Genomic DNA, 25,539 nt, shown 5'->3' on the forward strand with positions numbered 1-25,539 from the left:
GGCTGGGGCACGGTCGAGGGCCGTACGGTCTTCGTCTACGCCCACGACTTCCGGATCTTCGGCGGCGCGCTGGGCGAGGCCCACGCCACCAAGATCCACAAGATCATGGACATGGCCATCGCGGCCGGCGCGCCGCTCGTGTCCCTGAACGACGGCGCGGGCGCCCGCATCCAGGAGGGCGTGACCGCGCTCGCGGGCTATGGCGGCATCTTCCGCCGGAACACCGCCGCGTCCGGAGTGATCCCGCAGATCTCCGTGATGCTGGGTCCGTGCGCGGGCGGCGCGGCGTACTCGCCCGCGCTGACCGACTTCGTCTTCATGGTCCGCGAGACCTCGCAGATGTTCATCACCGGCCCGGACGTGGTCAAGGCGGTGACGGGCGAGGAGATCACCCAGAACGGCCTGGGCGGCGCGGACGTGCACGCCGAGACGAGCGGCGTCTGCCACTTCGCCTACGACGACGAGGAGACGTGCCTGGAGGAGGTCCGCTACCTCCTGTCCATGCTCCCGGGCAACAACCGCGAGAACCCCCCGCGGGTGGAGTGCGCCGACCCGGCCGACCGGCGCTGCGAGGCGCTGGCCGACCTGGTGCCGGAGGACGGCAACCGGCCGTACGACATGACGAAGGTGATCGAGGAGATCCTCGACGACGGCGAGTACCTGGAGGTGCACCAGCGCTGGGCGCGCAACATCATCTGCGCGCTGGGACGGCTGGACGGCCAGGTCGTCGGCATCATCGCCAACCAGCCGCAGACGCTCGCCGGCGTGCTCGACATCGAGGCGTCCGAGAAGGCGGCGCGCTTCGTGCAGATGTGCGACGCGTTCAGCATCCCGCTGATCACCCTGCTGGACGTGCCGGGCTTCCTGCCGGGCGTCGGCCAGGAGCACGGCGGCATCATCCGCCGCGGCGCGAAGCTGCTGTACGCCTACTGCAACGCCACCGTGCCGCGCATCTCCCTGATCCTGCGCAAGGCGTACGGCGGCGCGTACATCGTCATGGACTCCCAGTCGATCGGCGCGGACCTGACGTACGCCTGGCCGACGAACGAGATCGCGGTGATGGGCGCGGAGGGCGCCGCGAACGTCATCTTCCGCCGCCAGATCGCCGAGGCGGAGGACCCCGAGGCCCGCCGAGCCGAGCTGGTCAAGGAGTACAAGGCCGAGCTGATGCACCCCTACTACGCCGCCGAGCGCGGCCTGGTCGACGACGTCATCGACCCCGCCGAGACCCGCGAGGTCCTGGTGAGGTCGCTGGCGATGCTCCGCACGAAACACGCGGAGAGCCCCGCCCGCAAACACGGAAACCCCCCTCAGTGACGGAGGCCCCCATGTCCGTGTCCATCCCCTCCCCCCTTTCCCCCGTCTCCCCCGTCTCCCCCGTCCCCCCCATCCGCGTCGAGAAGGGCGAGGCCACCGACGAGGAACTGGCCGCCCTGACCGTCCTCCTGCTCAGCCGCACCGCCCTGCCGGGCCCCGGCGCGGACACGTCGTCCCCCGGCACGACCTCCTGGCGCCCGCATTCCTTCCACGCTCCGCACAGCTGGCAGCGGGCGTAGGGGTCCGGCGAACAGCCGGGGCGCGCGGAGGGCGGCGCCCGCCGTACGGCCGGGTGCCGCGGTACGACCGGACGCGCGTCCCGGTGGCGCCGCTCACCCCCGGACCAACGTGACGTCCTGGTCGGTCACGGCGTGGAACACCGGCAGCGGGACGAGGCCCGACAGGCGCAGTTCCATCACCGTGGCCTGGACGTGGGCCGCGCCGGGCTGGAGGGTCTCGCCGCTGACCGTCCCGGAGTCGGACCAGGAGTGGGTCGTACCGTCGCATCGCGCGATGCTGCCGCCGATGCCGTGCTTGAGGCGGGGGTCGCGCTGGCTCAGGGAGGACGTCACGAAGACCGGGCCGGTGCTGCCGGTGCAGCGGTAGGTGCCGGTCAGGGTGACGGTGCCGTCGGCGGCGAGGCGGCCGACCGTGTCGACGGTGACGGACTCGCCGGGGGCGGCGGAGGCCGGGCCCGCGGCGAGGGCCAGCAGGGCGGCGGCGCCGAGGGCCGCGGCGAGGGCGGGGCGAACAGGCATGGGTACCTCCGGGTTTGTCCCGATTCAGAGGCTCCACTGGTACCCGGCGCCCGTCCCTGCGGGCGTGACCGTCACCCGGGCGGTGGCGCGTCACGGCAGCACGGCGAACCCGTCCAGCTCCACCAGCGCCTCCTCGTCCCACAGCCGGACGACCTCCACGACGGCCATCGCCGGATAGTCCCGGCCCGCCGCGGCCCGCCACAGGCGCCCCAGTTCCCGCGCCTGGGCGCGATACGCGGCGACATCCGTGGCGTACACCGTGACCCGGGCCAGATCCGCGGGCGTGCCGCCGGCCGCGCGCAGGGCGGCGAGCAGGTTGTCCAGCGCCCGTTCGAACTGCTCGGCCAGCGTGTCGCCGGTGATCTTCCCGTCGGTGTCGAGTGCGGTCTGCCCCGCGAGGAACACCACCCGGGACCCGGCCGCGACGACGGCGTGCGAGAACCCGGTGGGCGGGGACAGCTCGGGCGGGTTGACGCGTTCGCTCGTCACCGGGTCTCCTCCTCGTTCGCGGCGTACAACTCCTTGGCGATGATGCTCCGTTGGACCTCGCTCGCCCCTTCGTAGATGCGCGGCGCGCGCACCTCGCGGTAGAGGTGTTCGAGCAGATGGCCGCTCTGCAACGCGCGCGCACCGTGCAACTGGACGGCCGTGTCGACGACATACTGCGCGGTCTCGGTCGCGAGCAGCTTGGCCATCGCCGAGCGCCGGGGCACATCGGGCGCGCCCTCGTCGTACGCGGTCGCCGCCGCGTACACCATCAGCCGGGCCGCCTCGGTGCGCAGCGCCATCTCCGCGACCTGGTGGGAGACGGCCTGGAGGTCCATCAACCTCCCCTTGAACGCCTCCCGTCGGCGCGTGTGCGCCACGGTCGCGTCCAGCGCCGCCTGCGCCATGCCCACCGCGAACGCCCCGACGCTCGGCCGGAACAGATTGAGCGTCCCCATGGCGACGGCGAACCCGCGGTCGACCTCGCCGAGGACGTCGTCCGACGTGACGGGCACGGCATCGAAGTCGAGCGCGCCGATGGGGTGCGGGGAGATCATCTCCAGCGCGCGGCCGGTGAGTCCGGGCCGGTCGGCGGGGACGAGGAACGCGGTCACGCCCCGGGCGCCGGCGGCGGGCGAGGTGCGCGCGAAGACGGTGTAGAAGTCGGCCTCGGGCGCGTTGGAGATCCAGCACTTCTCCCCCGTGAGCCGCCACTCCCCCTTCCCCCGGGCCTCCGCCGCGAGCGCCAGCGCGGCCGCGTCCGAACCGGCCCCCGGCTCGCTCAGCGCGAAGGCCGCGACCGCGCCGCCCGCCGCGACCCGCGGCAGCCAGCGCTCCCGTTGCGCCGGACTGCCGTGCGCGTGCACCGGATGGGCGCCGAGCCCTTGCAGGGCGAGCGCCGTCTCCGCCTCCGTACAGCCCTGCGCCAACGACTCCCGCATCAGGCACAGGTCGAGCGCGTCCGATGCGAACAACCGCTCCAGCAGGCCGAGTCGGCCCAGCTCGGCGAGCAGCGGCCGGTTGACGCGTCCGGGGGTCCCCTTGACGGCGAGCGGGCTCAGTCGTTCGGCGGCGAGGGCGCGCAGCTCCGCGCACCAGGCCGACCGCTCCGGTTCGAGTGAGAATGCGGGCACTGCCGGTCCTCCCTCCGGGACGGACCACGGCGACCGTCCACCCTCACGACGTTATCGCGCACAGTTGACTGCCGTCACCAACACGATACGCTCAAACGGCGAGCCCACCAGGAATGCCCGTCCGGACGTCCGTCACGGCAAGGGGGCGAACCGCCATGCATCTCTCGGCCCACGTGGACACCTTCGCGCGCGATCATCTCCCGCCGCCGCAGGAGTGGCCCGAGCTGCGCTTCGACCTGCCGGAACTGCGTTACCCCGCCCGGCTGAACTGCGCGGTGGAGCTGCTCGGGCACGGCGACGGGACCCGCCCGGCCTTCCGCACCCCGGACGGGCCCGCGTGGTCGTACGACGAACTGCGCGCACGGGTCGACCGGATCGCGCACCTGCTCACCGGCGAGCTGGGCGTCGTACCCGGCAACCGGGTGCTGCTGCGCGGCCCCACCACCCCCTGGCTCGCGGCCTGTTGGCTGGCGGTGCTCAAGGCGGGCGCGGTCGCGGTCACCGTACTGGCCCAGCAGCGGCCGCACGAACTGGCGACCATCTGCGAGATCGCCCGGGTGGGCCACGCGCTGTGCGACGTCCGCGCGGTGGACGACCTGGCGAAGGCGGAGATCCCCGGGCTGCGCATCACGACGTACGGCGGCGACGCCCCCGACGACCTCCTCAACCGCCCCACGCCGATGAGCCCCTACCCCGCGGTCGACACCGCCTCCGACGACGTCGCCCTGATCGCCTTCACCTCGGGCACCACCGGCCGCCCGAAGGGGTGCATGCACTTCCACCGGGACGTGCTGGCCATCGCCGACACCTTCTCCCGGCACATCCTGCGCCCCCGCGCCGACGACGTCTTCGCCGGCAGCCCCCCGCTGGGCTTCACCTTCGGCCTCGGCGGACTGGTGGTCTTCCCGCTGCGGGCCGGGGCGAGCGCACTGCTCCTCGAACAGTCGGGCCCGCGCAGGCTGCTCCCCGCGATCGCCGAACACCGCGTCTCGGTCCTGTTCACCGCCCCGACCGCCTACCGCGCCATGCTGGACGAGCTGGACGGCCACGACCTCTCGTCGCTGCGGCGCTGTGTGTCGGCCGGGGAGAACCTGCCCGCGGCGACCTGGCGGGCGTGGCACGAGCGCACCGGGGTGCGGATCATCAACGGCATCGGCGCGACCGAGCTGCTGCACATCTTCGTCTCCGCCGCCGACGAGGCGACAAGACCGGGCACCACGGGGGTCCCGGTGCCCGGCTGGGAGGCGCGGGTGCAGGACCCGGACGGCGCGCCGCTGCCCGACGGCGAGCCCGGACTGCTGGCCGTGCGCGGCCCGGTCGGCTGCCGCTATCTGGCCGACCCGCGCCAGCGCCAGTACGTGCGCGGCGGCTGGAACATCACCGGGGACACGTACGTCCGGGAGCCCGACGGGTACTTCCGCTATGTGGCGCGCGCCGACGACATGATCATCTCCGCCGGGTACAACATCGCGGGGCCCGAGGTGGAGGACGCGCTGCTGCGCCACCCGGACGTGGTGGAGACGGCGGTGGTGGGCCGCCCCGACGAGGCACGCGGCCAGGTGGTGGTCGCCTACACGGTGCTGCGCGACGGCGCCGACCGCGACGCGGAGGCCCTGCGCGCGTTCCTGAGGGCCGAGCTGGCTCCGTACAAATGCCCGCGCGAGTTCGTCTTCCTCTCCGCCCTCCCCCGCACCGCCACCGGCAAGTTGCAGCGGTTCCGCCTACGCAACCCTGGTGACCAGCAGTGATGCCGACGACCTAAGATGATCATCGTGTCCGAGCAGCACGCCCCCAGGTCCCTCATCGTCACGCTCTACGGCGCGTACGGCCGCTCCCTGCCCGGCCCGATGCCCGTCGCCGAACTGATCCGGCTGCTGGCCGCGGTCGGCGTGGACGCACCCTCCGTCCGTTCCTCGGTGTCCCGCCTCAAGCGCCGCGGCCTGCTCCTGCCCGCCCGCACGGGGGCCGGCGCCGCGGGCTACGAACTCTCCCCCGAGGCGCTCCAGTTGATGGAGGACGGCGACCGCCGCATCTACGCCGCGGCGCCTCCCGAGGACGCGGGCTGGGTGCTCGCGGTCTTCTCGGTGCCGGAGACGGAACGCCAGAAGCGCCACGTCCTGCGCTCCCGCCTGTCCGCCCTGGGCTTCGGCACGGCGGCCCCCGGCGTCTGGATCGCCCCCTCGCGCCTCTACGAGGAGGCCGAACACACCCTGCGCCGACTCCAGTTGGACCCCTACGTCGACTTCTTCCGCGGCGACCACCTGGGCTTCGCCCCCACCCCGGAGGCGGTCGCCCGCTGGTGGGACCTCTCCTCGATCGCCAAGGAGCACGTCCGCTTCCTGGACACCCACGCCCCCCTGCTCCACGCCTGGGAACGCCGCGCGGACACCCCGCCCGAGGACGCGTACCGCGACTACCTCCTCACCCTCGACTCCTGGCGCCACCTCCCCTACACCGACCCCGGCCTCCCCGCCGAACTCCTCCCCCCGAACTGGCCGGGCCTGCGCTCGTCGGCCGTCTTCCGCGCGCTGCACGAACGGCTGCGTGACGCGGGCGCGCGGTTCGCGCTTCCGGCCTCCTGAACGGTCCCGGACGCCGGGTCAGATCCGTCCGCCGGTCAGCCGGGTGATCGGACCGTGCGTGCGGCGCCCCGCGCGGCGACCCGCCAGGTACGAGGCGGCGCCCAGCGCCGACAGGCCCGCACCCGCACCGGCGGCGAGGACCTTCCGATGGGCGATCACCGTCCATGCCGTCCTGGCGGCGGCCACCGCCCGCCCCGACGCCCCGATGACGACCTGGCGTCCGGCCTGTACCCGCTCGGCCGCACCGCGTACGGCCGCGGTGCCCGCCCCGGCCGTACGCCGCGCGGCACCCACGGCCGCCGACCCCACGGCACCGGACTTCCCGGCCGCCCTGTCCGCCGCCTGCGACGCGGGCGCGGTCACCTTCGCCGTGACCTGCCGCGCCTTGGCGGACGCGGAATCCTGATGGTTGGCACTGTTCGCTCCACTCATGAACTCCGCGTTGCCGCTCGCGTCCACGGCAAACACATAGTCCCGGCGGAGGACTCCGGTACCTCGCGGGGGCTACGAACGACAGCAGAATGTTTACATCTATGGGCTGACTCGATAGGGAGCTGCGGAACCTAGCGTCGACCCCATGAAACGCAATCGCCGTATCAGCGCTGTCGCGGTGCTGGCGCTCGCCGCCCTCGTCACCGGAACCGGCGCCGGGTTCGCCGCCACGACCACACCGTCGGCCACACCGGCGGCCACGGACGCGTTCGACACCGCACCGGCCACGGCCACCGCGCCCACGCCGTCCTTCCAAGGCACGCTCCCCGCGCCGACCGGCCCCTACGCCGCCGGCGAGGACGTCATCCACCTCACCGACGCGAGCCGTCCCGACCCGTGGGTGCCGTCATCCGGCCCCCGCCGACTGACCGTCACGATGGTCTACCCGGCCGTCCCCGGGACCGGGACTCCGGCCCCTTACATGACCCTCGCCGAGGCAGCCGGAGTCCTCCAGCGCCAGAAGCTGCCGGCGAGCTACGGCGTCACCCCACAGACCCTTTCCAGCGTCACCACTCACGCCTTCGACGGCGCGCGGCCGCAACACGGCAAGCATCCGCTGGTGATCCTCTCACCCGCGTACGAGGACCCGCGCATGACGCTCACCTCGCTCGCGACCGACCTGGCCAGTCACGGCTACGTCGTCGCGCTCGTCGGCCACACCTACGAGGACAGCGGCGAGACGCTGGCGAACGGCCAGACGCCGCCGTGCGCGATCTGCGATGACCCGGCGCTCGACTTCGACTCCGTCACCGCCAGCCGCGCGCTGGACGTGTCCTTCGTGATCGACCGGTTGACGCATGGCAATACCGCGTGGCCCCTGGCACACCTCATCGACAAGCACGAGATCGGCATGGCCGGACACTCCCTCGGCGGAGCGGCGGCCGCCACCACGATGATCGCCGACCCGCGAGTACGGGCCGGAGTGAACATGGACGGCACGTTCCACCCGGCCCCGATGCCCGGCCAGATCAACCGGCCGTTCCTCATGCTGGGCGCGGCCGTCAACCACGCGCCCGGCGGCGACGACTACACCGTGTGGGAGCAGGCCTGGGCCGCCCTCGGCGGCTACAAGAAGTGGCTGACGGTCGCCGGCGCCGACCACTTCAGCTTCAGCGACCTGGACCTGCTTCTGGAGGAGGCCGGGTTCCCGGCGCCGCCCTTCTCCCCGGAACGCGGGGTGGTGATCACCCGCGAGTACGTGACAGCGTTCTTCGACCAGACGCTGAAGGGGATCCACAGTCCGCTGCTGGACGGCCCCTCGCCGAACAATCCGGAAGTAGTCTTCCAGAACTAGTGCAGCGCCGCGTTGGTCCTTCGGGGGTTCATGCGGCTTTGAGCGGGCTGCCGTCGTAGGTCCAGCGGTAGGGCTTGGCGTCGTGTTCGTCGTAGGTCAAGACGAAGGTGGCGATGGCCGCGGCCAGTTCGTCGCGGAGGCAAACGGGCCGCGGCGTAGCAGACGGGTCGGCTGGTCGGGTCGGCCGGCCGCGCACCAGGTGCCTCGGCCGGTGCCAGGATCACCGAAGCCCGCTGCACCTGCCCGAACGGCGCGGTGCGGTGCGGTGCGGTGCGCGAGTCTGCCGTGGTGCGTGCCGTCGCCGGGGGCGGATCGGACAAGATGGCGGCATGGCCAGCTCGAACACCGTCAAGGCCGCAGCCTTGCAGCAGCGTCTGACCGCCCATGCCGCCCGCTGGCCACAGATCACGAGATCAAGGTCCGTTGGCGGGCCGGATACGCCTCCATCGACGCCGTCATCAACGGCGACGACGAAGCGACGTGCAACTGTGCAGGCTCAAGGACACCGGCAACCCCCGAAGGATCAACGCGGCGCTGCACTAGGCCGCCCTGGGCTCCTGGGCGTCCGTCAGGGGCGAGGTGTCGTCCTCCCCGAGGTCAGGGGCCTTGAAGGGGTTGGTCGCCGGAGGCGGCGGGGCGGTGGCGGGGCGGCGGGGCTGCCCCTCCGGGGAGGAGAACAGGAATGTCGTGTCGATGGGAGGACTCTCTTTCGTGACAGGTCCTCGAAGGGGCCTGGGGTACCGTGACCGGCCGCCGCGGTCCTACAGCTTGGTCATCTTGGTGTACGGGCTCAGGATCCGCTTCTGCGCCGAGCCGAAATCCACGAGTGCCGCGACACCCTCCTCCACGCCGATCACCCGACCGAGGCCGTACATGTCGTGCGTGACCTGGTCACCCAGGGCGAAGTGCTTGGGGACCGGTGCGACCGGGGCCTTGAAGGGGCTGGTGGGCAGATGGCGCTTCGACGCGGCAGGCTTTGTCATAGCTCAGTATGCGCCTTCTTGCGCCCCGTCCGCTGTGGCCGTCGGCACAGATCGGGAGGGATGCGCCCGCTCCACGCCTCTGACCTGCGGTTTCACGAGCTGCTGAGGCTAAATTGGGCCTGCGCCGATCACGGCTGCGGCGGGCACGACCGGGCTCGCTGCCCTGGATTCCCCCGGATCAGCAGAAAAAGGGCGGCTCGGAGAGGCGCCGGGGTGCTGTGTACGGCCGGGTCGGCGCCCGGGGAATCCGGTGTCTCCGTTCCGGTCCGGGCCCGGGCCAGCAGATGCCGGCCACGCCGGCATTACCCGCAAGGTGGGTCGGCACCTGCGGTCCGTTGTCGCGCCGCCTCCGCGGTTCGCCCCGTCGGTCCCTCCGCGGGGCGTGGACGCATCCGCGCCGAATCCTCAACCGTCGAATGACAAACGGGGTTTGGGAGCGTCCGTCCGGCCGGTCTGCGGGCGGCGGCTGCCCGCGCGGTACGGGGTCGGCCAGGCGACGCCGGGGCCGTCGTAGGACTGTTCCGCGGCGGCGTGCAGGGTCCAGTGGGGGTCGTAGAGGTGGGGGCGGGCGAGGGCGCAGAGATCGGTGCGGCCCGCCAGGATCAGGGAGTTGACGTCGTCCCAGGAGGAGATGGCGCCCACGGCGATCACCGGGACGCGGACCTCGTGGCGGATGCGGTCGGCGTAGGGGGTCTGGTAGGAGCGGCCGAAGTCGGGGTGTTCGTCGGAGACGACCTGGCCGGTGGAGACGTCGATCGCGTCGGCGCCGTGGGCGGCGAAGGCGCGGGCGATCTCGACCGCGTCCTCGGCGGTGGTGCCGCCGTCGGCCCAGTCGGTGGCGGAGATGCGGACCGTCATGGGGCGTTCGGCGGGCCACACCGCGCGGACGGCGTCGAAGACCTCCAGGGGGAAGCGCAGGCGCCGGTCCAGGGAGCCGCCGTAGGCGTCCGTGCGGCGGTTGGTGAGCGGGGAGAGGAAGCCGGACAGGAGGTAGCCGTGGGCGCAGTGGAGTTCGAGGAGGTCGAAGCCCGCACGGGCGGCACGCCAGGCGGCGGAGGTGAACTGCTCGCGGATATCGGTGAGTTGGGCGCGGGACAGCTCGCGGGGCGTCTGGCTGCCCGGCTTGTAGGGCAACGGGGAAGGGGCGACCAGGGGCCAGTTGCCCGTGGGCAGTGGCTCGTCCATTCCCTCCCACATCAGCCTGGTCGAGCCCTTGCGGCCCGAGTGACCCAGTTGCACGCCGATCGCCGCGCCCGGTGCCCGCCGGTGCACGAAGTCGGTGATGCGCCGCCACGCCTCCGTCTGGCGGCCGGTGTAGAGGCCGGCGCAGCCGGGGGTGATGCGGCCCTGCTCGCTCACGCACACCATCTCGGTCATCACCAGGGCCGCCCCGCCGAGCGCGCGGGCGCCGAGGTGGACGAGGTGGAAGTCGCCGGGCACGCCGTCGGTGGCCGAGTACATGTCCATCGGGGAGACGACGACGCGGTTGCGCAGGGTCAGGCCGCGCAGCCGGAACGGCGTGAACATCGGGGGCGTGCCGGGCGGGCAGCCGAACTCGCGCTCCACGGACTCGGTGAAGTGGGCGTCGCGCAGCCTGAGGTTGTCGTGGGTGACCCGGCGGCTGCGGGTGAGCAGGTTGAAGGCGAACTGGCGGGGCGCCTGGTCCCGGTACCGGTCCAGGTTCTCGAACCATTCCAGGCTCGCCCGCGCGGCCCGCTGGGTCGAGGCGACGACGGGTTTGCGTTCCTCCTCGTACGCGGCCAGCGCCGAGGAGACGTCCGGCTGTTCCCGCAGGCACGCGGCCAGCGCCAGCGCGTCCTCCACGGCCAGCTTCGTGCCCGAGCCGATGGAGAAGTGGGCCGTGTGGGCGGCGTCCCCGAGGAGTACGAGCCTGCCGTGCGACCAGCGGTCGTTGACGACGGTACGGAATGTCGTCCAGGCCGAGTTGTTCGAGCGCAGCGGGCGGCCGCGCAGCGCCTCCGCGAAGATCTTGGCGCAGCGCTCGGTCGATTCGCGCGGGTCCGTCCCGTCGAATCCGGCCGCCTGCCAGACCTCCTCGCGCATCTCGACGATGACCGTCGAGGAGTCGGGCGCGTACGGGTAGCCGTGCAGCTGCATCACGCCGTGCTCGGTCTCGGCGATCTCGAAGCGGAACGCGTCGAAGGCGAAGTCGGCGGCGAGCCAGATGTAGCGGCAGCGGTGGCCGGTGATCCGGGGGCGGAAGACGTCGGCGTAGGTCTCCCGGGTGGCGCTGTGGACTCCGTCGGCGGCGATGACGAGGTCGTGGTCGGCGAGGAGGCGGTCTGCGGGCGGGGCCGCGGTGCGGAAGTCGATCCGTACGCCGAGGTCGTGGCAGCGGTCGTGCAGGACCTTCAGGAGGCGGTGCCGGCCGAGGGCGGCGAAGCCGTGGCCCCCGGAGGTGTGGCGGGTGCCGCGGTGGACGATGTCGATGTCGTCCCAGCGGACGAAGTGCCGTCGCAGGGCCTCGTAGACGACCGGGTCGGCGTGTTCGATGCCGCCCAGGGTCTCGTCGGAGAGGACCACGCCGAAGCCGAAGGTCTCGTCCGGGGCGTTGCGCTCCCAGACGGTCACCTCACGGGTGGGGTCGAGGCGCTTGAGGAGGGCGGCGGCGTACAGGCCGCCGGGGCCGCCGCCGATGATCGCGACGCGTGCGGGAGCGGGCACGGCTGACGTCGGCACGAGAGATCACCTTCCCTGCCACTTGGGCGCCCGCTTCTCCGTGAACGACGCGTGGAACTCCCGGTAGTCCTCGCCGTTCATCAGCAGCGCCTGCGTCGCCGCGTCCAGTTCCACCGACGCCGCCAGCGGCATGTCCAGCTCCGCCGTCAGCAGCGCCTTCGTCTGGGCGTGGGCCAGGGCCGGGCCCTCCGCCAGGCGGCGGGCCAGGGCCTGCGCGGCCTCGTCCGCGTGGCCCTCCTCGGTCAGCGCGCTGATCAGGCCGATCCGCTCGGCCTCGGGCGCGCGGACCGGCTCACCCAGCATCAGCAGGCGGGTGGCGTGGCCGAGGCCGACGACCCGGGGCAGCAGATAGGCCGCCCCCATGTCGCCGCCGGACAGGCCGACGCGGGTGAAGAGGAAGGCGAAGCGGGCGCTCGGGTCGGCGACGCGGAAGTCCGACGCGAGGGCGAGGACGGCGCCCGCGCCCGCCGCGACCCCGTGGACGGCGGCGATCACGGGAAAGGGGCATTCGCGGATCGCCCGTACCACCTGGCCGGTCATCCGGTTGAAGTCGAGCAGCTCGGCGGTGTCCAGGGCGAGGGTGGCGCCGATGATCTCGTCCACGTCGCCGCCGGAGCAGAACCCGCGCCCCTCCCCGGCCAGCACCAGGGCGCGCACCGAGCGCTCCCGGGACAGCTCGGCCAGCAGATCGCGCAGGTCGGCGTAGGCGCCGAAGGTGAGGGCGTTGAGCTTGTCGGGTCGGGCGAGGGTGACCGTGGCGACCCCGTCGGCGATCCGGAGGCGCAGGTGCTCCCAGTCGGCGGTGCGGGCGGCGGAGCCGGTGAAGGGACTCATGACGTGCGGCCTCCTTGGGTGGCGGTGCCGTACGTTGCGCAGTCCCCCGAAGTTATCACTTGTTTGTGACTGTCGTCACGGGTACGCGACAGCCGGCCCGGCGAAAGCCTCTCCCGGCCGGTTCGTGCCGGCTGTCACCGGTCGGCTGCAGCGCCGTAACAGAGGGCCCCGGCGGGCGAGGCGGGGCGCCGGGCGGGGTAGGGCGACCGGTACCGGGGCGAGGGTCCCGGGCGAAGCCCGCCGACCGTCTCGCGCGGCCGGGCCCGTACCATTCCTACAGTCGAAAGCAGGACAGCCTGCTCCATGAACGGACTCGCCTTGCACGAACGCCCCACCGAATCGGCCTCCTGGCGCATGGCGCTGCCGCACACCGCCGCGGCGGTGCCGGTGGCCCGCGCGCTGGTGCGTACGGCCCTTTCCGAGGTGGAGCACGCGGCCGACTGCGACACGGCGGAGCTGCTCACGGCCGAGCTGGTGGCCAACGCGGTGGAGCACACCGCGGGCCGGGGGCCGATAGAGCTGGTGGTGGAACTGCTGCCGACCGGCTGCCAGGTCGAGGTGCACGACCCCGACCCCGCGCCGCCCGGCCAGCTGACCCGGCCGGTCATGGAAGAGCCCGACCTGTGGCAGGAGGGCGGGCGCGGACTCTTGCTGATCCGCACCCTCAGCGCCTCCTGCGGACACCGCCCCACCCCGAGGGGCAAGGCGGTGTGGTTCACACTGCCTGTGGTTCCCGCTCCGCGCCGTCCGCTGTGACGTCGCCCCGGCCGGCCTCCGCGGCCATGTCGCGGGCCAGCGTGGAGTGCCGGCGGCCATAGAGGGCGTAGACGGCCAGGCCCACCACGAGGAACACCGCGAACTGGATCCAGGTCTGCCATCCGGTCTCGTACATCAGGTACAGGCAGAAGGCGATGCCGAGCAGCGGGCCCACCGGGTAGAGCGGCACCCGGAAGCTGCGGGTCAGGCCCGGCTCGCGGCGGCGCAGGGTCATCACCGCGATGTTCACCACCGCCATGATCGCGAGCGTGCCGATGGTGCACAGGTTCATCACCGAGTCGAGCGAGGCGAAGGCCGCCGGGACCGCGAAGACGATCGCGACGATCAGCGTGCCGGCGACCGGCGTGGAGGTCCTCGGGGAGACCTTCTCGAAGACCCGCGGGATCAGGCCGTCCCGGGACATCGACATCAGGATGCGCGTCTGGCCGTACATCACCGCGAGGACGACGGAGGCGATGGCGACGACCGCGCCGAAGGCGATCACCCCGCCGCCGATGGTCGAGCCGGTGACCTCGTTGACGACGTAGGAGAGGGCGGCGGGACGGCCCGCGACCTGCTTGCCGCCGATGGCGCCGATCGCCGCGAGCGCGACCGCGCAGTACAGCAACGTCACGATGCCCATGCAGACCATGATCGCCACGGGGATGTCGCGACGGGGGTTCTTGGCCTCCTCGCCGGCGGTGGTGATCGCGTCGAAGCCGATGTACGAGAAGAACGCGGCGGTGGTGCCCGCGCCGATGCCGCCGAGGCCGGCCGGGGAGAACGGGGTGAGGTTGCCGTGCTTGAAGGCGCTGTAGCCGATCACGCAGAAGGCGAGCAGGATCACCAGCTTGACCGCGGCCATGGCGGCGGTCGCGCGGGCGCTCTCGCGCACGCCGCGCACCAGCAGCACGGAGGCCATGGCGATCACGAGCACCGCGGGCAGGTTGACGATCCCGCCGTCGCCGGGGCCCGCCGACAGCAGGGCGGGCAGCTGCCAGCCGGTGAGGCTGTGCAGCAGTTCGTTGACGTACTGGCTCCAGCCGACGGCGACGGCCGAGATGGAGATGCCGTACTCCAGCAGCAGACACCAGCCGACCAGGAAGGCCGTGGACTCGCCGAGGCCGGCGTAGGCGAAGGAGTACGAGGAACCGGAGACCGGGATCGCGCCGCCCAGCTCCGCGAAGGAGAAGGCGGTGAAGACGCAGGTGATCGCGGCGAGGACGAAGGAGATGACGACGGCGGGGCCGGCCTGGGCGACGGAGTCGGAGAGGCCGACGAAGATGCCGGTGCCGACGATGGCGCCGACGCCGAAGCAGATGAGCTGGAAGAGGCCCATCGTGCGCTTCAGGCCGTGTCCCTCGCGGTCGGCGCCGGATTCGGCGACGAGCAGGTGGGGGGACTTGATGCGGGGAGCGGGCATTGCGGGTGGTGCTCGTTTCTGGTGGTGCGGGCGACGACCGGATGACGGGTCGCGGTGCGAGCGGCGGGACGGGGGTCGCCGCGGCGGCTCCGGAATGGGTGGCTCCGGGGCCGCCGGTCAGGATAATCCCTGGTCGGGGGCGTGAACCAGGCTTGTCACGCGAGTGTGGCGACCAGCACGGCCTTGATGGTGTGCAGGCGGTTCTCGGCCTCGTCGAAGACGACGGAGTGCGCCGACTCGAACACCTCGTCGGTGACCTCCAGGGAGGTCAGGCCGTACGTCTCGTGGATCTCCTGCCCGACCTTGGTGCCGAGGTCGTGGAAGGCGGGCAGGCAGTGCAGGAACTTGACGTCCGGGTTGCCGGTGGCGCGCAGGACGTCCATGGTCACGGCGTACGGCGCGAGCGCCTTGATCCGCTCGGCCCAGACCTCCTTGGGCTCGCCCATGGAGACCCAGACGTCGGTGGCGACGAAGTCGGCGCCGCGGACGCCCTCGGCGATGTCCTCGGTCAGGGTGATCACCGCGCCGCTGGTCTTCGCCAGTTCGCGGGCGCGGGCCACGATCTCGGGGGCGGGCCAGTACTGCTCGGGGGCGACGATCCGTACGTCCATGCCGAGCAGGGCGCCGGTGACCAGGTAGGAGTTGCCCATGTTGAAGCGGGCGTCGCCGAGGTAGGCGAAGGCGGTCTCCGTCAGCGGCTTGGCGCAGTGCTCGGTCATGGTGAGCACGTCGGCCAGCATCTGGGTGGGGTGCCAGTCGTCGGTGAGGCCGTTGTAGACGGGCACGCCGGCCTGGGCGGCCAGTTCCTCGACCTTGGCCTGGCTGTCTCCGCGGTACTCGATGCCGTCGAACATCCGGCCGAGCACGCGGGCGGTGTCCTTCACGGACTCCTTGTGCCCGATCTGCGAGCCGGCCGGGTCGAGGTACGTCGTGTGGGCGCCCTGGTCGGCCGCGGCGACCTCGAACGCGCAGCGGGTGCGCGTCGAGGTCTTCTCGAAGATCAGCGCGATGTTGCGGCCCCGGAGGTGCTGGACCTCGGCCCCGGCCCGCTTGGCGGCCTTCAGCTCGGCGGCCAGTTCGATCAGGCCGCGGAACTCCTCCTCGGTGAAGTCCAGCTCCTTGAGGAAGGGGCGGCCGGCGAGGGCGGTCGGGACTGTCGCCATGGGGGCGCTCCAGGGGTACGACTGTAAGGACTCTGAAATTCTATACGACCTTTAGTAAACTTATGCAGTCCTGTGAGGTGCACCTCCTCACACAGGATCCCGCTCCACCGGACAGCTCATGCACCGCGGGCCGCCCCTGCCCCGCCCCAGCTCGCTGCCCGGGATCTCGATGACCTCGATGCCCTGCTTGCGCAGATGGGTGTTGGTGGTCGAGTTCCGTTCATAGGCGACCACGACGCCGGGTTCGACGGCGAGCACGTTGCAGCCGTCGTCCCACTGCTCGCGCTCGGCCGCGTGCACGTCCTGGGTGGCGGTCAGCACCCGGATCTCGCCGAGCCCGAGGGCGGCGGCGATCGCGCGGTGCATGTGCTCCGGCGGGTGGTCGGTGACCTTCAGCTCCTTCTCGCCCGCCCCCGGCTCGATGGTGTACGAGCGCAGCATGCCGAGCCCGGCGTACTGGGTGAAGGTGTCGCCGTCGACCATCGTCATCACCGTGTCGAGGTGCATGAAGGCGCGCCGCTTGGGCATGTCGAGCGCGACGATCGTCCGCGCGGAGCCCGCCGCGAACAGCTTGTGCGCCAGCATCTCCACGGCCTGCGGGGTGGTGCGCTCGCTCATGCCGACGAGGACCGCGCCGTTGCCGATCACCAGGACGTCGCCGCCCTCGATGGTGGAGGGGTAGTCGGCCTGTCCCCGGGACCAGACATGGAAGCGCTCACCGCGGAAGAGCGGGTGGTACCGGTAGATCGCCTCGAAGTGCACGGTCTCCCGCTGCCGGGCGGGCAGCCGCATGGCGTTGATGGCGACCCCGTCGTAGATCCAGGCGGAGGTGTCCCGGGTGAAGAGGTGGTTGGGCAGCGGGGCGAGGAGGAAGTCGTCCAGGTCCATCGCGTGGAAGCGGACGGAGGTCGGCTCCGCGTGCGCCGCCAGGAACTCCCGTTTGGTCATGCCGCCGACGAGGGTCTCGGCCAGCTCCCGCGCGGGCAGGTTCTCGAACGCGGCGCGCAGGTGGGCGATGGCGAGGGGGCCGTACTCGCGCTCGTCGAAGACACGGTCCAGGACCAGGGCGCGGGCATCGGGCAGCTTCAGGGTCTCGACCAGCAGATCGCCGAAGAGGTGGACGGCGACGCCCCGGTCGCGCAGCACGTCGGCGAACCCGTCGTGCTCGGCGCGGGCCCGGCGCACCCAGAGGACGTCGTCGAAGAGGAGGGCGTCCTTGTTGCTGGGGGTGAGCCTTTTGAGCTCAAGATCGGGCCGGTGCAGGATGACGCGGCGCAGCCGCCCGGCCTCGGAGTCGACATGGAATCCCATGTGACCATCCTGACCATCGGGGACCGGATTCACCCTCCTGTCGACCATTTCGGCACGCACTCGTCGCCTCCCCCGTTCCCCTGGTCCGCTTTCGCGCCCCCTTGCCGCGGATTCCCGGCCCTTCCCTCCGGGGAGTTCTCGTCCTCTTGATGAGAATCGGGCGGACCATTTATCGTCCCAACGACGAAAAGAAGCGAGGGGGAACCCATGGCCGACATCACCCGGCGCCCCGGCCTGCGCCATCTGCGCGGTACGCCGACGGCGCACGTCCGCCCCCACCGCTCCGGGCGGTTGGTGCACGACGGCCCCGGACTCAGCTTCTGGTTCCGCCCGTTGACCGCATCGCTGTCCGAAGTCCCGGTGGGCGACCGCGAGTTGGCGATGACGTTCCACGGCCGTACGGCCGACTTCCAGGACGTGACGGTGCAGGCGACGGTCACCTACCGCATCGGCGACCCGGCACTCGCCGCCGCCGCCCGCCTCGACTTCTCCGTCGACCCGGACACGGGCGCCTGGCGGGGCACGCCGCTGGAGCAACTGGCCACCCTGCTCACGGAGACGGCACAGGAGCACGCCCTGGACGTGCTGGCCCGGTCGCCGCTGTCGGCCGCGCCGACCGACGGGGTGAGCGCGGTGCGCGAACGGCTCGCGGCCGGGCTCGCCGCGGAGCCCCGGCTGCCGGCGACCGGCATCGAGGTGGTCGCCGTCCGTGCGGTGGCCGTACGCCCGGAAGCCTTCGGCGGCGGCATCGAGACGGACGCGCTCCAGCTGACGTGGGGGCAGACGGTACGGGTGGGGGTGCGGGGGGAGCGGTTGCGGCTGGTGGCATGAAGGAGCGACGTCCCCGCGCGCGACCCGCCGCCTACAGCCGTGGGTCCACCGGCTCCGACTCCAGGGCCAGCACGCCGAACACCGCCTCGTGGACCCGCCACAGCGGCTCGCCGGCCGCGAGGCGGTCCAGCGCCTCCAGGCCCAGGGCGTACTCGCGCAGGGCGAGGGAGCGTTTGTGGTTGAGGAAACGCTTGCGGAGGCGGGTGAGGTTGGCGGGGCGGGTGTATTCGGGGCCGTAGATGATGCGGAGGTACTCGCGGCCCCGGCACTTGATGCCGGGCTGGACCAGGCGGCCGTCCGGGCGGTGGGACAGGGCGGAGAGGGGCTTGACGACCATGCCCTCACCGCCGCGGCCGGTCATCTCCAGCCACCAGTCGACGCCCGCGGCGACCGACTCGGGGTCGGCCGTGTCGACGTACAGACGGCGGGTGGTGGCCAGGAGGCCGGTACCGTCGTGCTCCACCAGGCGGTCCAGCAGGGCCAGTTGCTCGTCGTGCGGGAGCGCGGCGAGGCTGCGGCCCTCGGCGGCGAGGACCTGGAAGGGGGCCAGGCGGACGCCGGAGAGGCCGTCGGTGGTCCAGCAGTAGCGCCGGTACGCGGCGGTGAACGCGGCCGCGTCCGCCGCGCGTTCGCGCTGCCGGTCCAGCAGCTCGCCCACGTCCGCGCCCCGGCCCGCCGCCGCCTCCAGCGCGGCCAGCGCACCCGGGAAGACCGCCCCGGACGCGGCGCCCACGGCCGCGTACTGACTGCGCAGCAGACCCGACGCCTTGAGCGACCACGGCATCAGTTCGGCGTCCAACAGCAGCCAGTCGGTGTCCAGTTCGGCCCAAAGACCGGCGCCGGACACGGCCGTGCGCAGGCGGGCGAGGATCTCCTCCGTCATCTTCGCGTCGTCGAGGAAGGGGCGCCCGGTACGGGTGTACAGCGCGCCGCTCGGCCCGTCCACGCCGAAGCGCTTCGTCGCCGCCGCCGCGTCCCGGCACACCAGGACCACGGCCCGCGAGCCCATGTGCTTCTCCTCGCACACCACCCGCGCGACACCGTCCGCCGCGTACTGCGCGAACGCCTCACGCGGGTGCTCCAGATAGCCGTCCACCTCGGAGGTGGCCGTCGGCGCCATGGTCGGCGGCAGATACGGCAGCAGGCGCGGGTCGATCGCGAAGCGGCTCATGACCTCCAGGGCCGCCGCCGCGTTCTCCTCGCGCACCGCGACCATCCCGGCGTACCGGGTCTCCACGGCCCGGCGTCCGTACACGTCGGCGAGGTCCAGCGGGCGTCCGTCCTGTCCGCCGGGCGCCTCGGCGCGCAGCGGGCGCGTCGGCTCGTACCAGACGCGCTCGGCCGGTACGTCGACCAGCTCGCGCTCCGGCCAGCGCAGCGCGGTCAGCTTGCCGCCGAAGACGGCACCGGTGTCCAGGCAGATCGTGTTGTTGAGCCAGCTCGCCTCAGGCACCGGGGTGTGGCCGTAGACGACCGCCGCCCGGCCCCGGTAGTCCTCGGCCCACGGATAGCGCACGGGCAGTCCGAACTCGTCGGTCTCGCCGGTGGTGTCGCCGTACAGGGCGTGCGAGCGGACGCGCCCCGAGGTGCGGCCGTGGTACTTCTCGGGCAGGCCGGCGTGGCAGACGACCAGCCTGCCGCCGTCGAGGACGTAGTGGCTGACCAGCCCGTCGAGGAACTGCCGCACCCGCGCCCTGAACTCCTCGCTCTCGCCCTCCATCTGGGCGATGGTCTCGGCGAGGCCGTGGGTGGGCTGGACCTTGCGGCCCTTGAGGTGACGGCCGTACTTGTTCTCGTGGTTGCCCGGCACGCACAGCGCGTTCCCCGCCTCGACCATGGACATCACGCGGCGCAGCACCCCCGGGGAGTCCGGGCCGCGGTCGACCAGGTCGCCGACGAAGACGGCGGTGCGGCCCTCGGGGTGGGCGCCGTCTTCATAGCCCAGCCTGCCGAGCAGCGACTCCAGTTCGGCGGAGCAGCCGTGGATGTCGCCGATGATGTCGAAGGGGCCGGTGAGGTGGGTCAGGTCGTTGAAGCGCTTCTCGGTGACGACGGTGGCGCGCTCGGCCTCCTCCACCCCGCGCAGGACGTGCACCTTGCGGAAGCCCTCGCGCTCCAGGTGCCGCAGCGAGCGGCGCAGTTCGCGGATGTGCCGCTGGATGACCCGGCGCGGCATGTCGGCGCGGTCGGTGCGGGCCGCGTTGCGCTCGGCGCACACCTCCTCGGGCATGTCGAGCACGATGGCGATGGGCAGCACGTCGTGCTTCCGCGCCAGTTCGATCAGCTGGCGCCGGCTGTCCTGCTGCACGCTGGTGGCGTCCACGACGGTGCGGCGGCCCGCGGCGAGCCGCTTGCCGGCGATGTAGTGCAGGACGTCGAAGGCGTCGCGGGTGGCGCTCTGGTCGTTCTCGTCGTCCGAGACCAGTCCGCGGCAGAAGTCGGAGGAGATCACCTCGGTGGGCTTGAAGTGCCGCCGGGCGAAGGTGGACTTGCCGGACCCGGAGGCGCCGACGAGGACCACGAGGGAGAGGTCGGTGACGGGGAGGACCCGTCCGTCGCGTGTCCGGCTCATGCCGCCTTCGCCTCCTTCTCGGTCGTGCGGGTGAACAGGGCCAGCTGGGTGGGCGGTCCCACCTCGGGGTCGTCGGGGCCGACGGGCGCGAACTCCACGTCGTATCCGTGCCGTTCGGCGACCGTGGCCGCCCAGTCGCGGAACTCCGCGCGGGTCCACTCGAAGCGGTGGTCGCCGTGCCGGACGTGCCCCGCGGGCAGGGTCTCCCAGCGGACGTTGTACTCGACGTTCGGGGTGGTCACGACGACCGTGCGGGGGCGGGCGTGCCCGAACACGGCGTACTCCAGCGCGGGCAGCCGGGGCAGGTCGAGGTGCTCGATCACCTCGCTGAGCACGGCGGCGTCGTACCCCTTGAGGCGCTTGTCGGTGTAGGCGAGGGAGCCCTGCACCAGACGGACGCGGGACGCCTGCCGCTCGCCCATGCGGTCGAGCTTCAGCCGCCGGGAGGCGATGGTGAGCGCCCGTACGGACACGTCGACGCCGACGATCTCGGTGAACCGCGCGTCCTTCAGCAGCTCCTGCACCAACTGTCCCTGCCCGCAGCCGAGGTCGAGCACCCGGGCGGCGCCGGAGGCGCGCAGCGCGGTGACGATCGCCTCGCGGCGCCGGACCGCGAGCGGGGTCGGCTTCTCCTCCGCCTCGGTCTCCTCGCCGACCGCGTTGTCGATCTCCTCGACCTCGCTGTCGTCGGCCTCGGCGAGCCGCACCAGCTCCAGTGCCTCGCGCGCCTGCCGGGTCAGCGACCAGCGGCGGGAGAGGTAACGGCTGGTGATCAGCTGCTGCTCCGGGTGGCCGGGCAGCCAGCCCTCGCCGGCCCGCAGCAGCTTGTCGACCTCGTCGGCGGAGACCCAGTAGTGCTTGGCGTCGTCGAGGACCGGCAGCAGGACGTACAGGTGGCGCAGCGCGGCGGCGAGGGTCAGCGTCTCGGACTCCAGCACGAGACGGACGTACCGCGAGTCGCCCCACTGCGGGAACTCCGTGTCCAGCGGCACCGGTTCGGCGTCCACCGTCCAGCCCAGCGGCTCGAACAGCCGGCGTACGAGCGCGGCGGCGCCGCGGGCGGGCAGGGCCGGGACCTCGATGCGCAGCGGCAGCGGGGCGGCGGCCCGTTCGGGGCGGGCGGCGCACACACCGCGGATCGCGCTGGAGAAGACACCGCTGAGCGCGACGGCGAGCAGGGAGGACGCGGCGTAGGGCCGGTCGTTGACGTACTGCGCGAGCGCGGCGTCGGGGGCGCCGCCGCGCCCCTTGCCCTTGGCGCGCCGTATCAGCGCCGCGGGATCGGTCTCCAGCAGCAGGGCGGCCGTGCAGCGCGCGTCGTCCGCCTCTGGGTAGAAGACGTGCGCGGTGCCGTAGGACGTGGAGAATCGCTGGACCTTGCCGGGGTGCTTGTGCAGCAGGTACCCGAGGTCGGTGGCCGGGTCGGCGGCGTCGCCGCTGGTGGAGATCGTCAGGAACACGTGTCCGAGTCTGGCTGCCCCAAGGCCCCGCTGACCACCGGTTTTCACTGCGCTCGGCGCCTGGCTGCGCGGTTGCGTCCGCAACGGCGTGCATGATGGACGCATGGATCTTCGAGTCTTCACGGAACCCCAGCAGGGCGCGACCTACGACGCGCTGCTGCGCGTCGCGCAGACCGCCGAGGAACTCGGCTACGACGCTTTCTTCCGCTCCGACCACTATCTCCACATGGGCAACGTGGACGGCCTGCCCGGCCCCACCGACGCCTGGATCACCCTGGCCGGCATCGCCCGGGAGACCAGCCGCATCCGGCTCGGCACCCTGATGACCGCGGGCACCTTCCGCCTGCCCGGCGTGCTGGCCATCCAGGTGGCGCAGGTGGACCAGATGTCCGGCGGCCGGGTGGAGCTGGGCCTCGGCTCGGGATGGTACGAGGAGGAGCACAAGGCGTACGGCATCCCCTTCCCGAAGGAGAAGTTCGGGCGGCTGGAGGAGCAGCTGGCCATCGTGACGGGGCTGTGGGAGACGCCGGTCGGGGAGCGGTTCGGCTTCGACGGCACGTTCTACCAGTTGCAGGACTCCCCGGCGCTGCCGAAGCCGGCCCAGAGCAGGGTGCCGGTCCTCATCGGCGGTCACGGCGCCAAGCGGACGCCGGCCCTGGCGGCGAAGTACGCCACCGAGTTCAACATCCCCTTCGCCTCCGTCGAGGACAGCGAGCGCCAGTTCGGCCGGGTACGGGCCGCGGCGGAGGAGCGCGGGCGCAAGGGTGACGACCTCGTGTACTCCAACGCGCTGGTCGCGTGTGTCGGCAGGAACGACGCCGAGGTCAAGCGGCGGGCGGACGCCATCGGCCGCGAGGTGGACGAGCTGAAGGCCAACGGCCTCGCGGGCTCCCCGGCTGAGGTCGTGGAGAAGCTGGGGCGTTACGCCGCGGTGGGTGCGCAGCGCGTGTACCTGCAGATGCTGGACCTGGACGACCTGGACCACCTGGAGCTGATCGCGTCGGAGGTCATGCCGCAGGCGCGCTGACGGCCGGCCGGACCCGGGCGCGCCGTCGGCCTCGGCGGTGGCGCCCGGCGCGGGTGCTCGGGCGGCCGCGTGCCCGTCGTGCCCACGGGGCGCCCGCGTTGATCATCGGCGCCGCGCTCTCGGGCACTACGCGAAGGCACTACGCGCAGGGCGCGCCCCCGAAGGGGCTTCTCCGGTTGTCGTCCTCCGACAACACCTCCTCCCGCGCCGCCAGCTTGCGCAGCATCTCGCGGACGCGGTCGCGGGACTCGTCGGCCGCGTCGATCGCCTCCATGCACTGCCAGTACGTCGTCTCGTCCGCCGCGGCGCTGGCCATGCCGACCAGGGCCATGCCGACCTCGCCGAGCAGCCCGCCGAGGCAGAGCAGGGTCTCGCGGGCGTCGTCCAGCCGGGTGAGCTGGGCGGCGCGCAGATCGCCGAGGTCCAGATCGGGCGGATCGAGGACGCCGCAGCCCCGGCCCGCCAGCTCGGTCAGCCCGAGCGCCTCGCCGCGCAGCTCCGGCGGCCCCGAGACCGCGAGCCGGCTGCCGATCGCCTGGGCGAGTGCCTGCGCCTGCCACACCTCCGCCATCAACTCGCGCGTGTCCGCGCCGTCCGCCAGGGCTCGCCTGCCGGTGAGGATGAGTCGTACCGCGTCCATCCGTCGCCCCCGTCCCTCCACGCACTCGCTCGTACGTTCACTGACTCTCTTGTCCACTACCCAGAGTGAGGGTCGTTGGTGCGAAAAGCCAGAGGAAGCCCGAAATCTGTGGACAACAATTGGGATTCGGTCGGTGAATTGAACACGGAATGTAATAACGGAACTTGATGTTCCGCTAGTTGTCCTCCCCCGGCACCGGAAACCGCCGCTCGTTGCGGTCGATCTTCTCGGACAGGGCGGTCAGCGGGTCGATGCCCAGGACCTCGCAGAACTGGAGGAGGTAGGCGAGGACGTCGGCGACCTCGTCGCGGACGCGGTGCGCGGTGCCGGGGTCGGACATCACCCGGGCGGACTCCTCGGGGGTCAACCACTGGAAGATCTCGACCAGTTCGGAGGCCTCCACGCTGAGGGCGGAGGCGAGGTTCTTGGGGGTGTGGTAAGGCCCCCAGTTCCGGGCGGCGGCGAACTCGGCGAGTCTGCGCTGGAGTCGGGGGAGGTCGGGGTGTTCCGTCACGGCTCCAGGTGTACCACCGTGACGCCGTCGGTCCCGGCGCACCAGGAGGCGTCGTTGACCGCCGCGACACAGCGGATGTGTCCGTGCTCGGCCGCCCCGACCGCCAGGCGCAGCAGGGCCGGGCGCTGGCGCGGGTCGAGGGAGCGGTCGAAGCCGTCGGCGAGGACGGTGAGGGAGCGCAGGGCGTCGGGGACCTCGCCCGGCGGGTCCATGTCCAGGACGCCGGGGCCGGTCAGCAGGACCAGCGCGAGGGCGAGGTAACGCAGTTCACCCTCACCGAGGCGGGCCAGTTCGGTGCGGTGGCCGTCGCCGCGGTCGAGGAGGGCGCGCACCGTGCCGTCGAAGAGCGGTTCGGCGATGAGGTCGGTCACCGGACCCGCGCAGCCCGCGTGCAGCGCCTCGACCAGCCGGCCGTGCCGGCGGGCGCACTCGGAGCGGGTGCGCCACAGCACGTCGGCGAGATTGTCGCAGCCGGTCATCAGCCGCCCGGAGCCGGTGGGCACGGGGGTGCGCATGCAGTCGGGGCGCGGGTCGCAGGCGAAGACCGAGCGCAGCGCGACCACCATCTGCTCGGCCGCGGCCAGCACCCGGCGCTGCCCGTCCGTCTTGCCCGCCACGCGCAGCGGGAGCAGGGCGGTGCCGAGGCGGTCGTCGGGGAGGGGGGCGCGGGTCACCGGCGCGGTGCCTGCGGTGTGCCAGGCGGCCTGTACGGTACGGCGCCCCGGGTCGCGCAGGGCGGTCTGGAGCAGCACGACGCCGCCGGCGGTCAGCCGTTCGCCCACGATCCGCAGCTGCGGTTCGGCCTGTACGGCGACGTCGAGCCGTACCGGACCCTGCGCGCCGTCGGCCGTACAGCCGATGCGGAACCCCCGCCGGCCCTCGCCGTCGGGCCGCGCCCGCTCGGGCACACAGGCGACCGGGTCCGGGAACGCCTCCAGGAGCGGCGCGCCCGCGCCGAGCCGGGCCAACGCCTCGTAGGCCGCGAGCGCCGTCGTCTTGCCCGCGCCACTGGGCCCCGCGAACAGCGTGACGGCCCCCAGCGGAAACCCCGCTCCCCGGTGCCCGGCGAACGCCGACAGCCGCAGCTCGGTGATCCGCGGCCGCGCGTCGACGGGCCCCCGCGACCGCGGTGGAACACTCCCACCGAGTGCGTCGACCACCGGCGGCTCACCAGACGCGAAAGGCATGCCCGAAAGCTAGGGCTCCGTCGGGAGGCCGAACCGTTTCCCCGCGGAACGTTCCTACGATCGAGGACGCCCACGG

Annotated in this window: 22 protein-coding genes and 1 pseudogene; 8 read left to right on the forward strand and 15 right to left on the reverse strand. The window is 72.4% G+C overall.

Annotated elements, in window-relative coordinates:
• Both ACWDD7_RS20630 and ACWDD7_RS20635 read left to right on the forward strand, forming a co-directional pair.
• The coding region (locus ACWDD7_RS20630; protein WP_450458389.1) for an acyl-CoA carboxylase subunit beta at positions 1-1,317 on the forward strand (1,317 nt) is incomplete at its 5' end.
• A gap of 11 nt (positions 1,318-1,328) precedes the next feature.
• Positions 1,329-1,556, forward strand: coding sequence for an acyl-CoA carboxylase subunit epsilon (locus ACWDD7_RS20635; protein ID WP_450458390.1), 228 nt, complete (start codon positions 1,329-1,331; stop codon positions 1,554-1,556).
• Positions 1,557-1,649: 93 nt separating this feature from the next.
• On the opposite strand, the gene ACWDD7_RS20640 is transcribed toward ACWDD7_RS20635, so the two are convergent.
• From ACWDD7_RS20640 to ACWDD7_RS20650, 3 genes are all read right to left on the reverse strand, one after another.
• A complete protein-coding gene (locus ACWDD7_RS20640) occupies positions 1,650-2,075 on the reverse strand; it encodes a DUF6299 family protein (RefSeq protein ID WP_450458391.1) in 426 nt (141 codons plus the stop codon).
• Between the two features lie 90 nt (positions 2,076-2,165).
• Positions 2,166-2,564 carry a RidA family protein gene (locus ACWDD7_RS20645; protein WP_351875071.1) on the reverse strand — a complete coding sequence of 133 codons (399 nt, stop codon included), beginning with the start codon at positions 2,562-2,564 and terminating at the stop codon, positions 2,166-2,168.
• Positions 2,561-3,694, reverse strand: a complete 1,134-nt coding sequence (locus tag ACWDD7_RS20650; protein ID WP_450458392.1) for an acyl-CoA dehydrogenase family protein — start codon at positions 3,692-3,694, stop codon at positions 2,561-2,563. The genes ACWDD7_RS20645 and ACWDD7_RS20650 overlap by 4 nt, the downstream gene beginning before the upstream one ends.
• A 155-nt stretch (positions 3,695-3,849) precedes the next feature.
• Here ACWDD7_RS20650 and ACWDD7_RS20655 point away from each other — a divergent pair, with 155 nt between their 5' ends.
• Positions 3,850-5,442: an AMP-binding protein gene (locus tag ACWDD7_RS20655; protein ID WP_450458393.1), complete on the forward strand. Its 1,593-nt coding sequence runs from the start codon at positions 3,850-3,852 to the stop codon at positions 5,440-5,442.
• 15 nt (positions 5,443-5,457) lie between these two features.
• A complete protein-coding gene (locus ACWDD7_RS20660; RefSeq protein WP_351875062.1) occupies positions 5,458-6,276 on the forward strand; it encodes a PaaX family transcriptional regulator in 819 nt (272 codons plus the stop codon).
• An 18-nt stretch (positions 6,277-6,294) separates the two neighbouring features.
• Here ACWDD7_RS20660 and ACWDD7_RS20665 read toward each other — a convergent pair whose 3' ends face one another.
• A complete protein-coding gene (locus tag ACWDD7_RS20665) occupies positions 6,295-6,708 on the reverse strand; it encodes a hypothetical protein (RefSeq protein WP_450458395.1) in 414 nt (137 codons plus the stop codon).
• A 145-nt stretch (positions 6,709-6,853) separates the two neighbouring features.
• On the opposite strand from ACWDD7_RS20665, the gene ACWDD7_RS20670 reads away from it, so the two are divergent.
• Positions 6,854-8,062, forward strand: a complete 1,209-nt coding sequence (locus ACWDD7_RS20670) for an alpha/beta hydrolase family protein (RefSeq protein ID WP_450458396.1) — start codon at positions 6,854-6,856, stop codon at positions 8,060-8,062.
• Positions 8,063-8,823: 761 nt separating this feature from the next.
• Here ACWDD7_RS20670 and ACWDD7_RS20675 read toward each other — a convergent pair.
• The 3 genes from ACWDD7_RS20675 to ACWDD7_RS20685 all read right to left on the reverse strand — a co-directional run bounded on the left by ACWDD7_RS20675 (position 8,824) and on the right by ACWDD7_RS20685 (position 12,579).
• A complete protein-coding gene (locus ACWDD7_RS20675; RefSeq protein ID WP_450458397.1) occupies positions 8,824-9,045 on the reverse strand; it encodes a hypothetical protein in 222 nt (73 codons plus the stop codon).
• A gap of 405 nt (positions 9,046-9,450) precedes the next feature.
• Positions 9,451-11,745, reverse strand: a complete 2,295-nt coding sequence (locus tag ACWDD7_RS20680; protein WP_450458399.1) for a bifunctional salicylyl-CoA 5-hydroxylase/oxidoreductase — start codon at positions 11,743-11,745, stop codon at positions 9,451-9,453.
• A 6-nt stretch (positions 11,746-11,751) separates the two neighbouring features.
• The gene (locus tag ACWDD7_RS20685) at positions 11,752-12,579 is read right to left on the reverse strand and encodes an enoyl-CoA hydratase family protein (RefSeq protein WP_392211660.1); all 828 of its coding nucleotides are present in this window, start codon (positions 12,577-12,579) and stop codon (positions 11,752-11,754) included.
• A 303-nt stretch (positions 12,580-12,882) separates the two neighbouring features.
• On the opposite strand from ACWDD7_RS20685, the gene ACWDD7_RS20690 reads away from it, so the two are divergent.
• A complete protein-coding gene (locus ACWDD7_RS20690; RefSeq protein ID WP_392211659.1) occupies positions 12,883-13,335 on the forward strand; it encodes an ATP-binding protein in 453 nt (150 codons plus the stop codon).
• On the opposite strand, the gene ACWDD7_RS20695 is transcribed toward ACWDD7_RS20690, so the two are convergent.
• The 3 genes from ACWDD7_RS20695 to ACWDD7_RS20705 form a co-directional block, all read right to left on the reverse strand.
• The gene (locus ACWDD7_RS20695) at positions 13,295-14,758 is read right to left on the reverse strand and encodes an amino acid permease (protein ID WP_450458400.1); all 1,464 of its coding nucleotides are present in this window, start codon (positions 14,756-14,758) and stop codon (positions 13,295-13,297) included. The two genes, ACWDD7_RS20690 and ACWDD7_RS20695, sit on opposite strands and share 41 nt — an antisense overlap.
• A 155-nt stretch (positions 14,759-14,913) precedes the next feature.
• Positions 14,914-15,921: an ornithine carbamoyltransferase gene (argF, locus tag ACWDD7_RS20700; RefSeq protein WP_351875038.1), complete on the reverse strand. Its 1,008-nt coding sequence runs from the start codon at positions 15,919-15,921 to the stop codon at positions 14,914-14,916.
• A gap of 87 nt (positions 15,922-16,008) precedes the next feature.
• On the reverse strand, positions 16,009-17,232 hold the full coding sequence (locus ACWDD7_RS20705; RefSeq protein ID WP_450458401.1) for an arginine deiminase: 1,224 nt from the start codon (positions 17,230-17,232) through the stop codon (positions 16,009-16,011).
• A 207-nt stretch (positions 17,233-17,439) separates the two neighbouring features.
• Between ACWDD7_RS20705 and ACWDD7_RS20710 the strand changes: the two are divergent.
• A pseudogene (locus ACWDD7_RS20710) lies at positions 17,440-17,964 on the forward strand (SPFH domain-containing protein); the annotation flags it as partial.
• A 130-nt stretch (positions 17,965-18,094) separates the two neighbouring features.
• Here the strand turns inward: ACWDD7_RS20710 and ACWDD7_RS20715 are convergent.
• Positions 18,095-20,635 carry a polynucleotide kinase-phosphatase gene (locus ACWDD7_RS20715; RefSeq protein WP_450458403.1) on the reverse strand — a complete coding sequence of 847 codons (2,541 nt, stop codon included), beginning with the start codon at positions 20,633-20,635 and terminating at the stop codon, positions 18,095-18,097.
• Positions 20,632-22,095, reverse strand: coding sequence for a 3' terminal RNA ribose 2'-O-methyltransferase Hen1 (locus ACWDD7_RS20720; protein WP_450458404.1), 1,464 nt, complete (start codon positions 22,093-22,095; stop codon positions 20,632-20,634). Before ACWDD7_RS20720 ends, ACWDD7_RS20715 begins: the two co-directional genes overlap by 4 nt.
• A 103-nt stretch (positions 22,096-22,198) precedes the next feature.
• Here ACWDD7_RS20720 and ACWDD7_RS20725 point away from each other — a divergent pair, with 103 nt between their 5' ends.
• A complete protein-coding gene (locus ACWDD7_RS20725; protein ID WP_450458405.1) occupies positions 22,199-23,122 on the forward strand; it encodes an LLM class F420-dependent oxidoreductase in 924 nt (307 codons plus the stop codon).
• A gap of 139 nt (positions 23,123-23,261) precedes the next feature.
• On the opposite strand, the gene ACWDD7_RS20730 is transcribed toward ACWDD7_RS20725, so the two are convergent.
• The 3 genes from ACWDD7_RS20730 to ACWDD7_RS20740 form a co-directional block, all read right to left on the reverse strand.
• Positions 23,262-23,762, reverse strand: coding sequence for a DUF6099 family protein (locus ACWDD7_RS20730; protein WP_351875023.1), 501 nt, complete (start codon positions 23,760-23,762; stop codon positions 23,262-23,264).
• 175 nt (positions 23,763-23,937) lie between these two features.
• Positions 23,938-24,276 (reverse strand): nucleotide pyrophosphohydrolase, encoded by a 339-nt coding sequence (locus ACWDD7_RS20735; RefSeq protein WP_351875020.1) that lies wholly within the window; start codon positions 24,274-24,276, stop codon positions 23,938-23,940.
• The gene (locus ACWDD7_RS20740; RefSeq protein WP_450458406.1) at positions 24,273-25,463 is read right to left on the reverse strand and encodes an ATP-binding protein; all 1,191 of its coding nucleotides are present in this window, start codon (positions 25,461-25,463) and stop codon (positions 24,273-24,275) included. The genes ACWDD7_RS20735 and ACWDD7_RS20740 overlap by 4 nt, the downstream gene beginning before the upstream one ends.
• Positions 25,464-25,539 lie beyond the last annotated feature (76 nt).

The sequence above is a fragment of the Streptomyces sp. NPDC001056 genome (genome assembly GCF_053598955.1).

Excerpts from the sequence above, each read along its gene's own strand:
- ACWDD7_RS20635 (WP_450458390.1), top strand. The coding sequence starts at position 1,329 with ATGTCCGTGTCCATCCCCTCCCCCCTTTCCCCCGTCTCCCCCGTCTCC.
- ACWDD7_RS20640 (WP_450458391.1), bottom strand. The coding sequence starts at position 2,075 with ATGCCTGTTCGCCCCGCCCTCGCCGCGGCCCTCGGCGCCGCCGCCCTG.
- ACWDD7_RS20655 (WP_450458393.1), top strand. The coding sequence starts at position 3,850 with ATGCATCTCTCGGCCCACGTGGACACCTTCGCGCGCGATCATCTCCCG.
- ACWDD7_RS20660 (WP_351875062.1), top strand. The coding sequence starts at position 5,458 with ATGATCATCGTGTCCGAGCAGCACGCCCCCAGGTCCCTCATCGTCACG.
- ACWDD7_RS20665 (WP_450458395.1), bottom strand. The coding sequence starts at position 6,708 with ATGAGTGGAGCGAACAGTGCCAACCATCAGGATTCCGCGTCCGCCAAG.
- ACWDD7_RS20670 (WP_450458396.1), top strand. The coding sequence starts at position 6,854 with ATGAAACGCAATCGCCGTATCAGCGCTGTCGCGGTGCTGGCGCTCGCC.
- ACWDD7_RS20675 (WP_450458397.1), bottom strand. The coding sequence starts at position 9,045 with ATGACAAAGCCTGCCGCGTCGAAGCGCCATCTGCCCACCAGCCCCTTC.
- ACWDD7_RS20685 (WP_392211660.1), bottom strand. The coding sequence starts at position 12,579 with ATGAGTCCCTTCACCGGCTCCGCCGCCCGCACCGCCGACTGGGAGCAC.
- ACWDD7_RS20690 (WP_392211659.1), top strand. The coding sequence starts at position 12,883 with ATGAACGGACTCGCCTTGCACGAACGCCCCACCGAATCGGCCTCCTGG.
- ACWDD7_RS20695 (WP_450458400.1), bottom strand. The coding sequence starts at position 14,758 with ATGCCCGCTCCCCGCATCAAGTCCCCCCACCTGCTCGTCGCCGAATCC.
- argF (WP_351875038.1), bottom strand. The coding sequence starts at position 15,921 with ATGGCGACAGTCCCGACCGCCCTCGCCGGCCGCCCCTTCCTCAAGGAG.
- ACWDD7_RS20705 (WP_450458401.1), bottom strand. The coding sequence starts at position 17,232 with ATGGGATTCCATGTCGACTCCGAGGCCGGGCGGCTGCGCCGCGTCATC.
- ACWDD7_RS20715 (WP_450458403.1), bottom strand. The coding sequence starts at position 20,635 with ATGAGCCGGACACGCGACGGACGGGTCCTCCCCGTCACCGACCTCTCC.
- ACWDD7_RS20725 (WP_450458405.1), top strand. The coding sequence starts at position 22,199 with ATGGATCTTCGAGTCTTCACGGAACCCCAGCAGGGCGCGACCTACGAC.
- ACWDD7_RS20730 (WP_351875023.1), bottom strand. The coding sequence starts at position 23,762 with ATGGACGCGGTACGACTCATCCTCACCGGCAGGCGAGCCCTGGCGGAC.
- ACWDD7_RS20740 (WP_450458406.1), bottom strand. The coding sequence starts at position 25,463 with ATGCCTTTCGCGTCTGGTGAGCCGCCGGTGGTCGACGCACTCGGTGGG.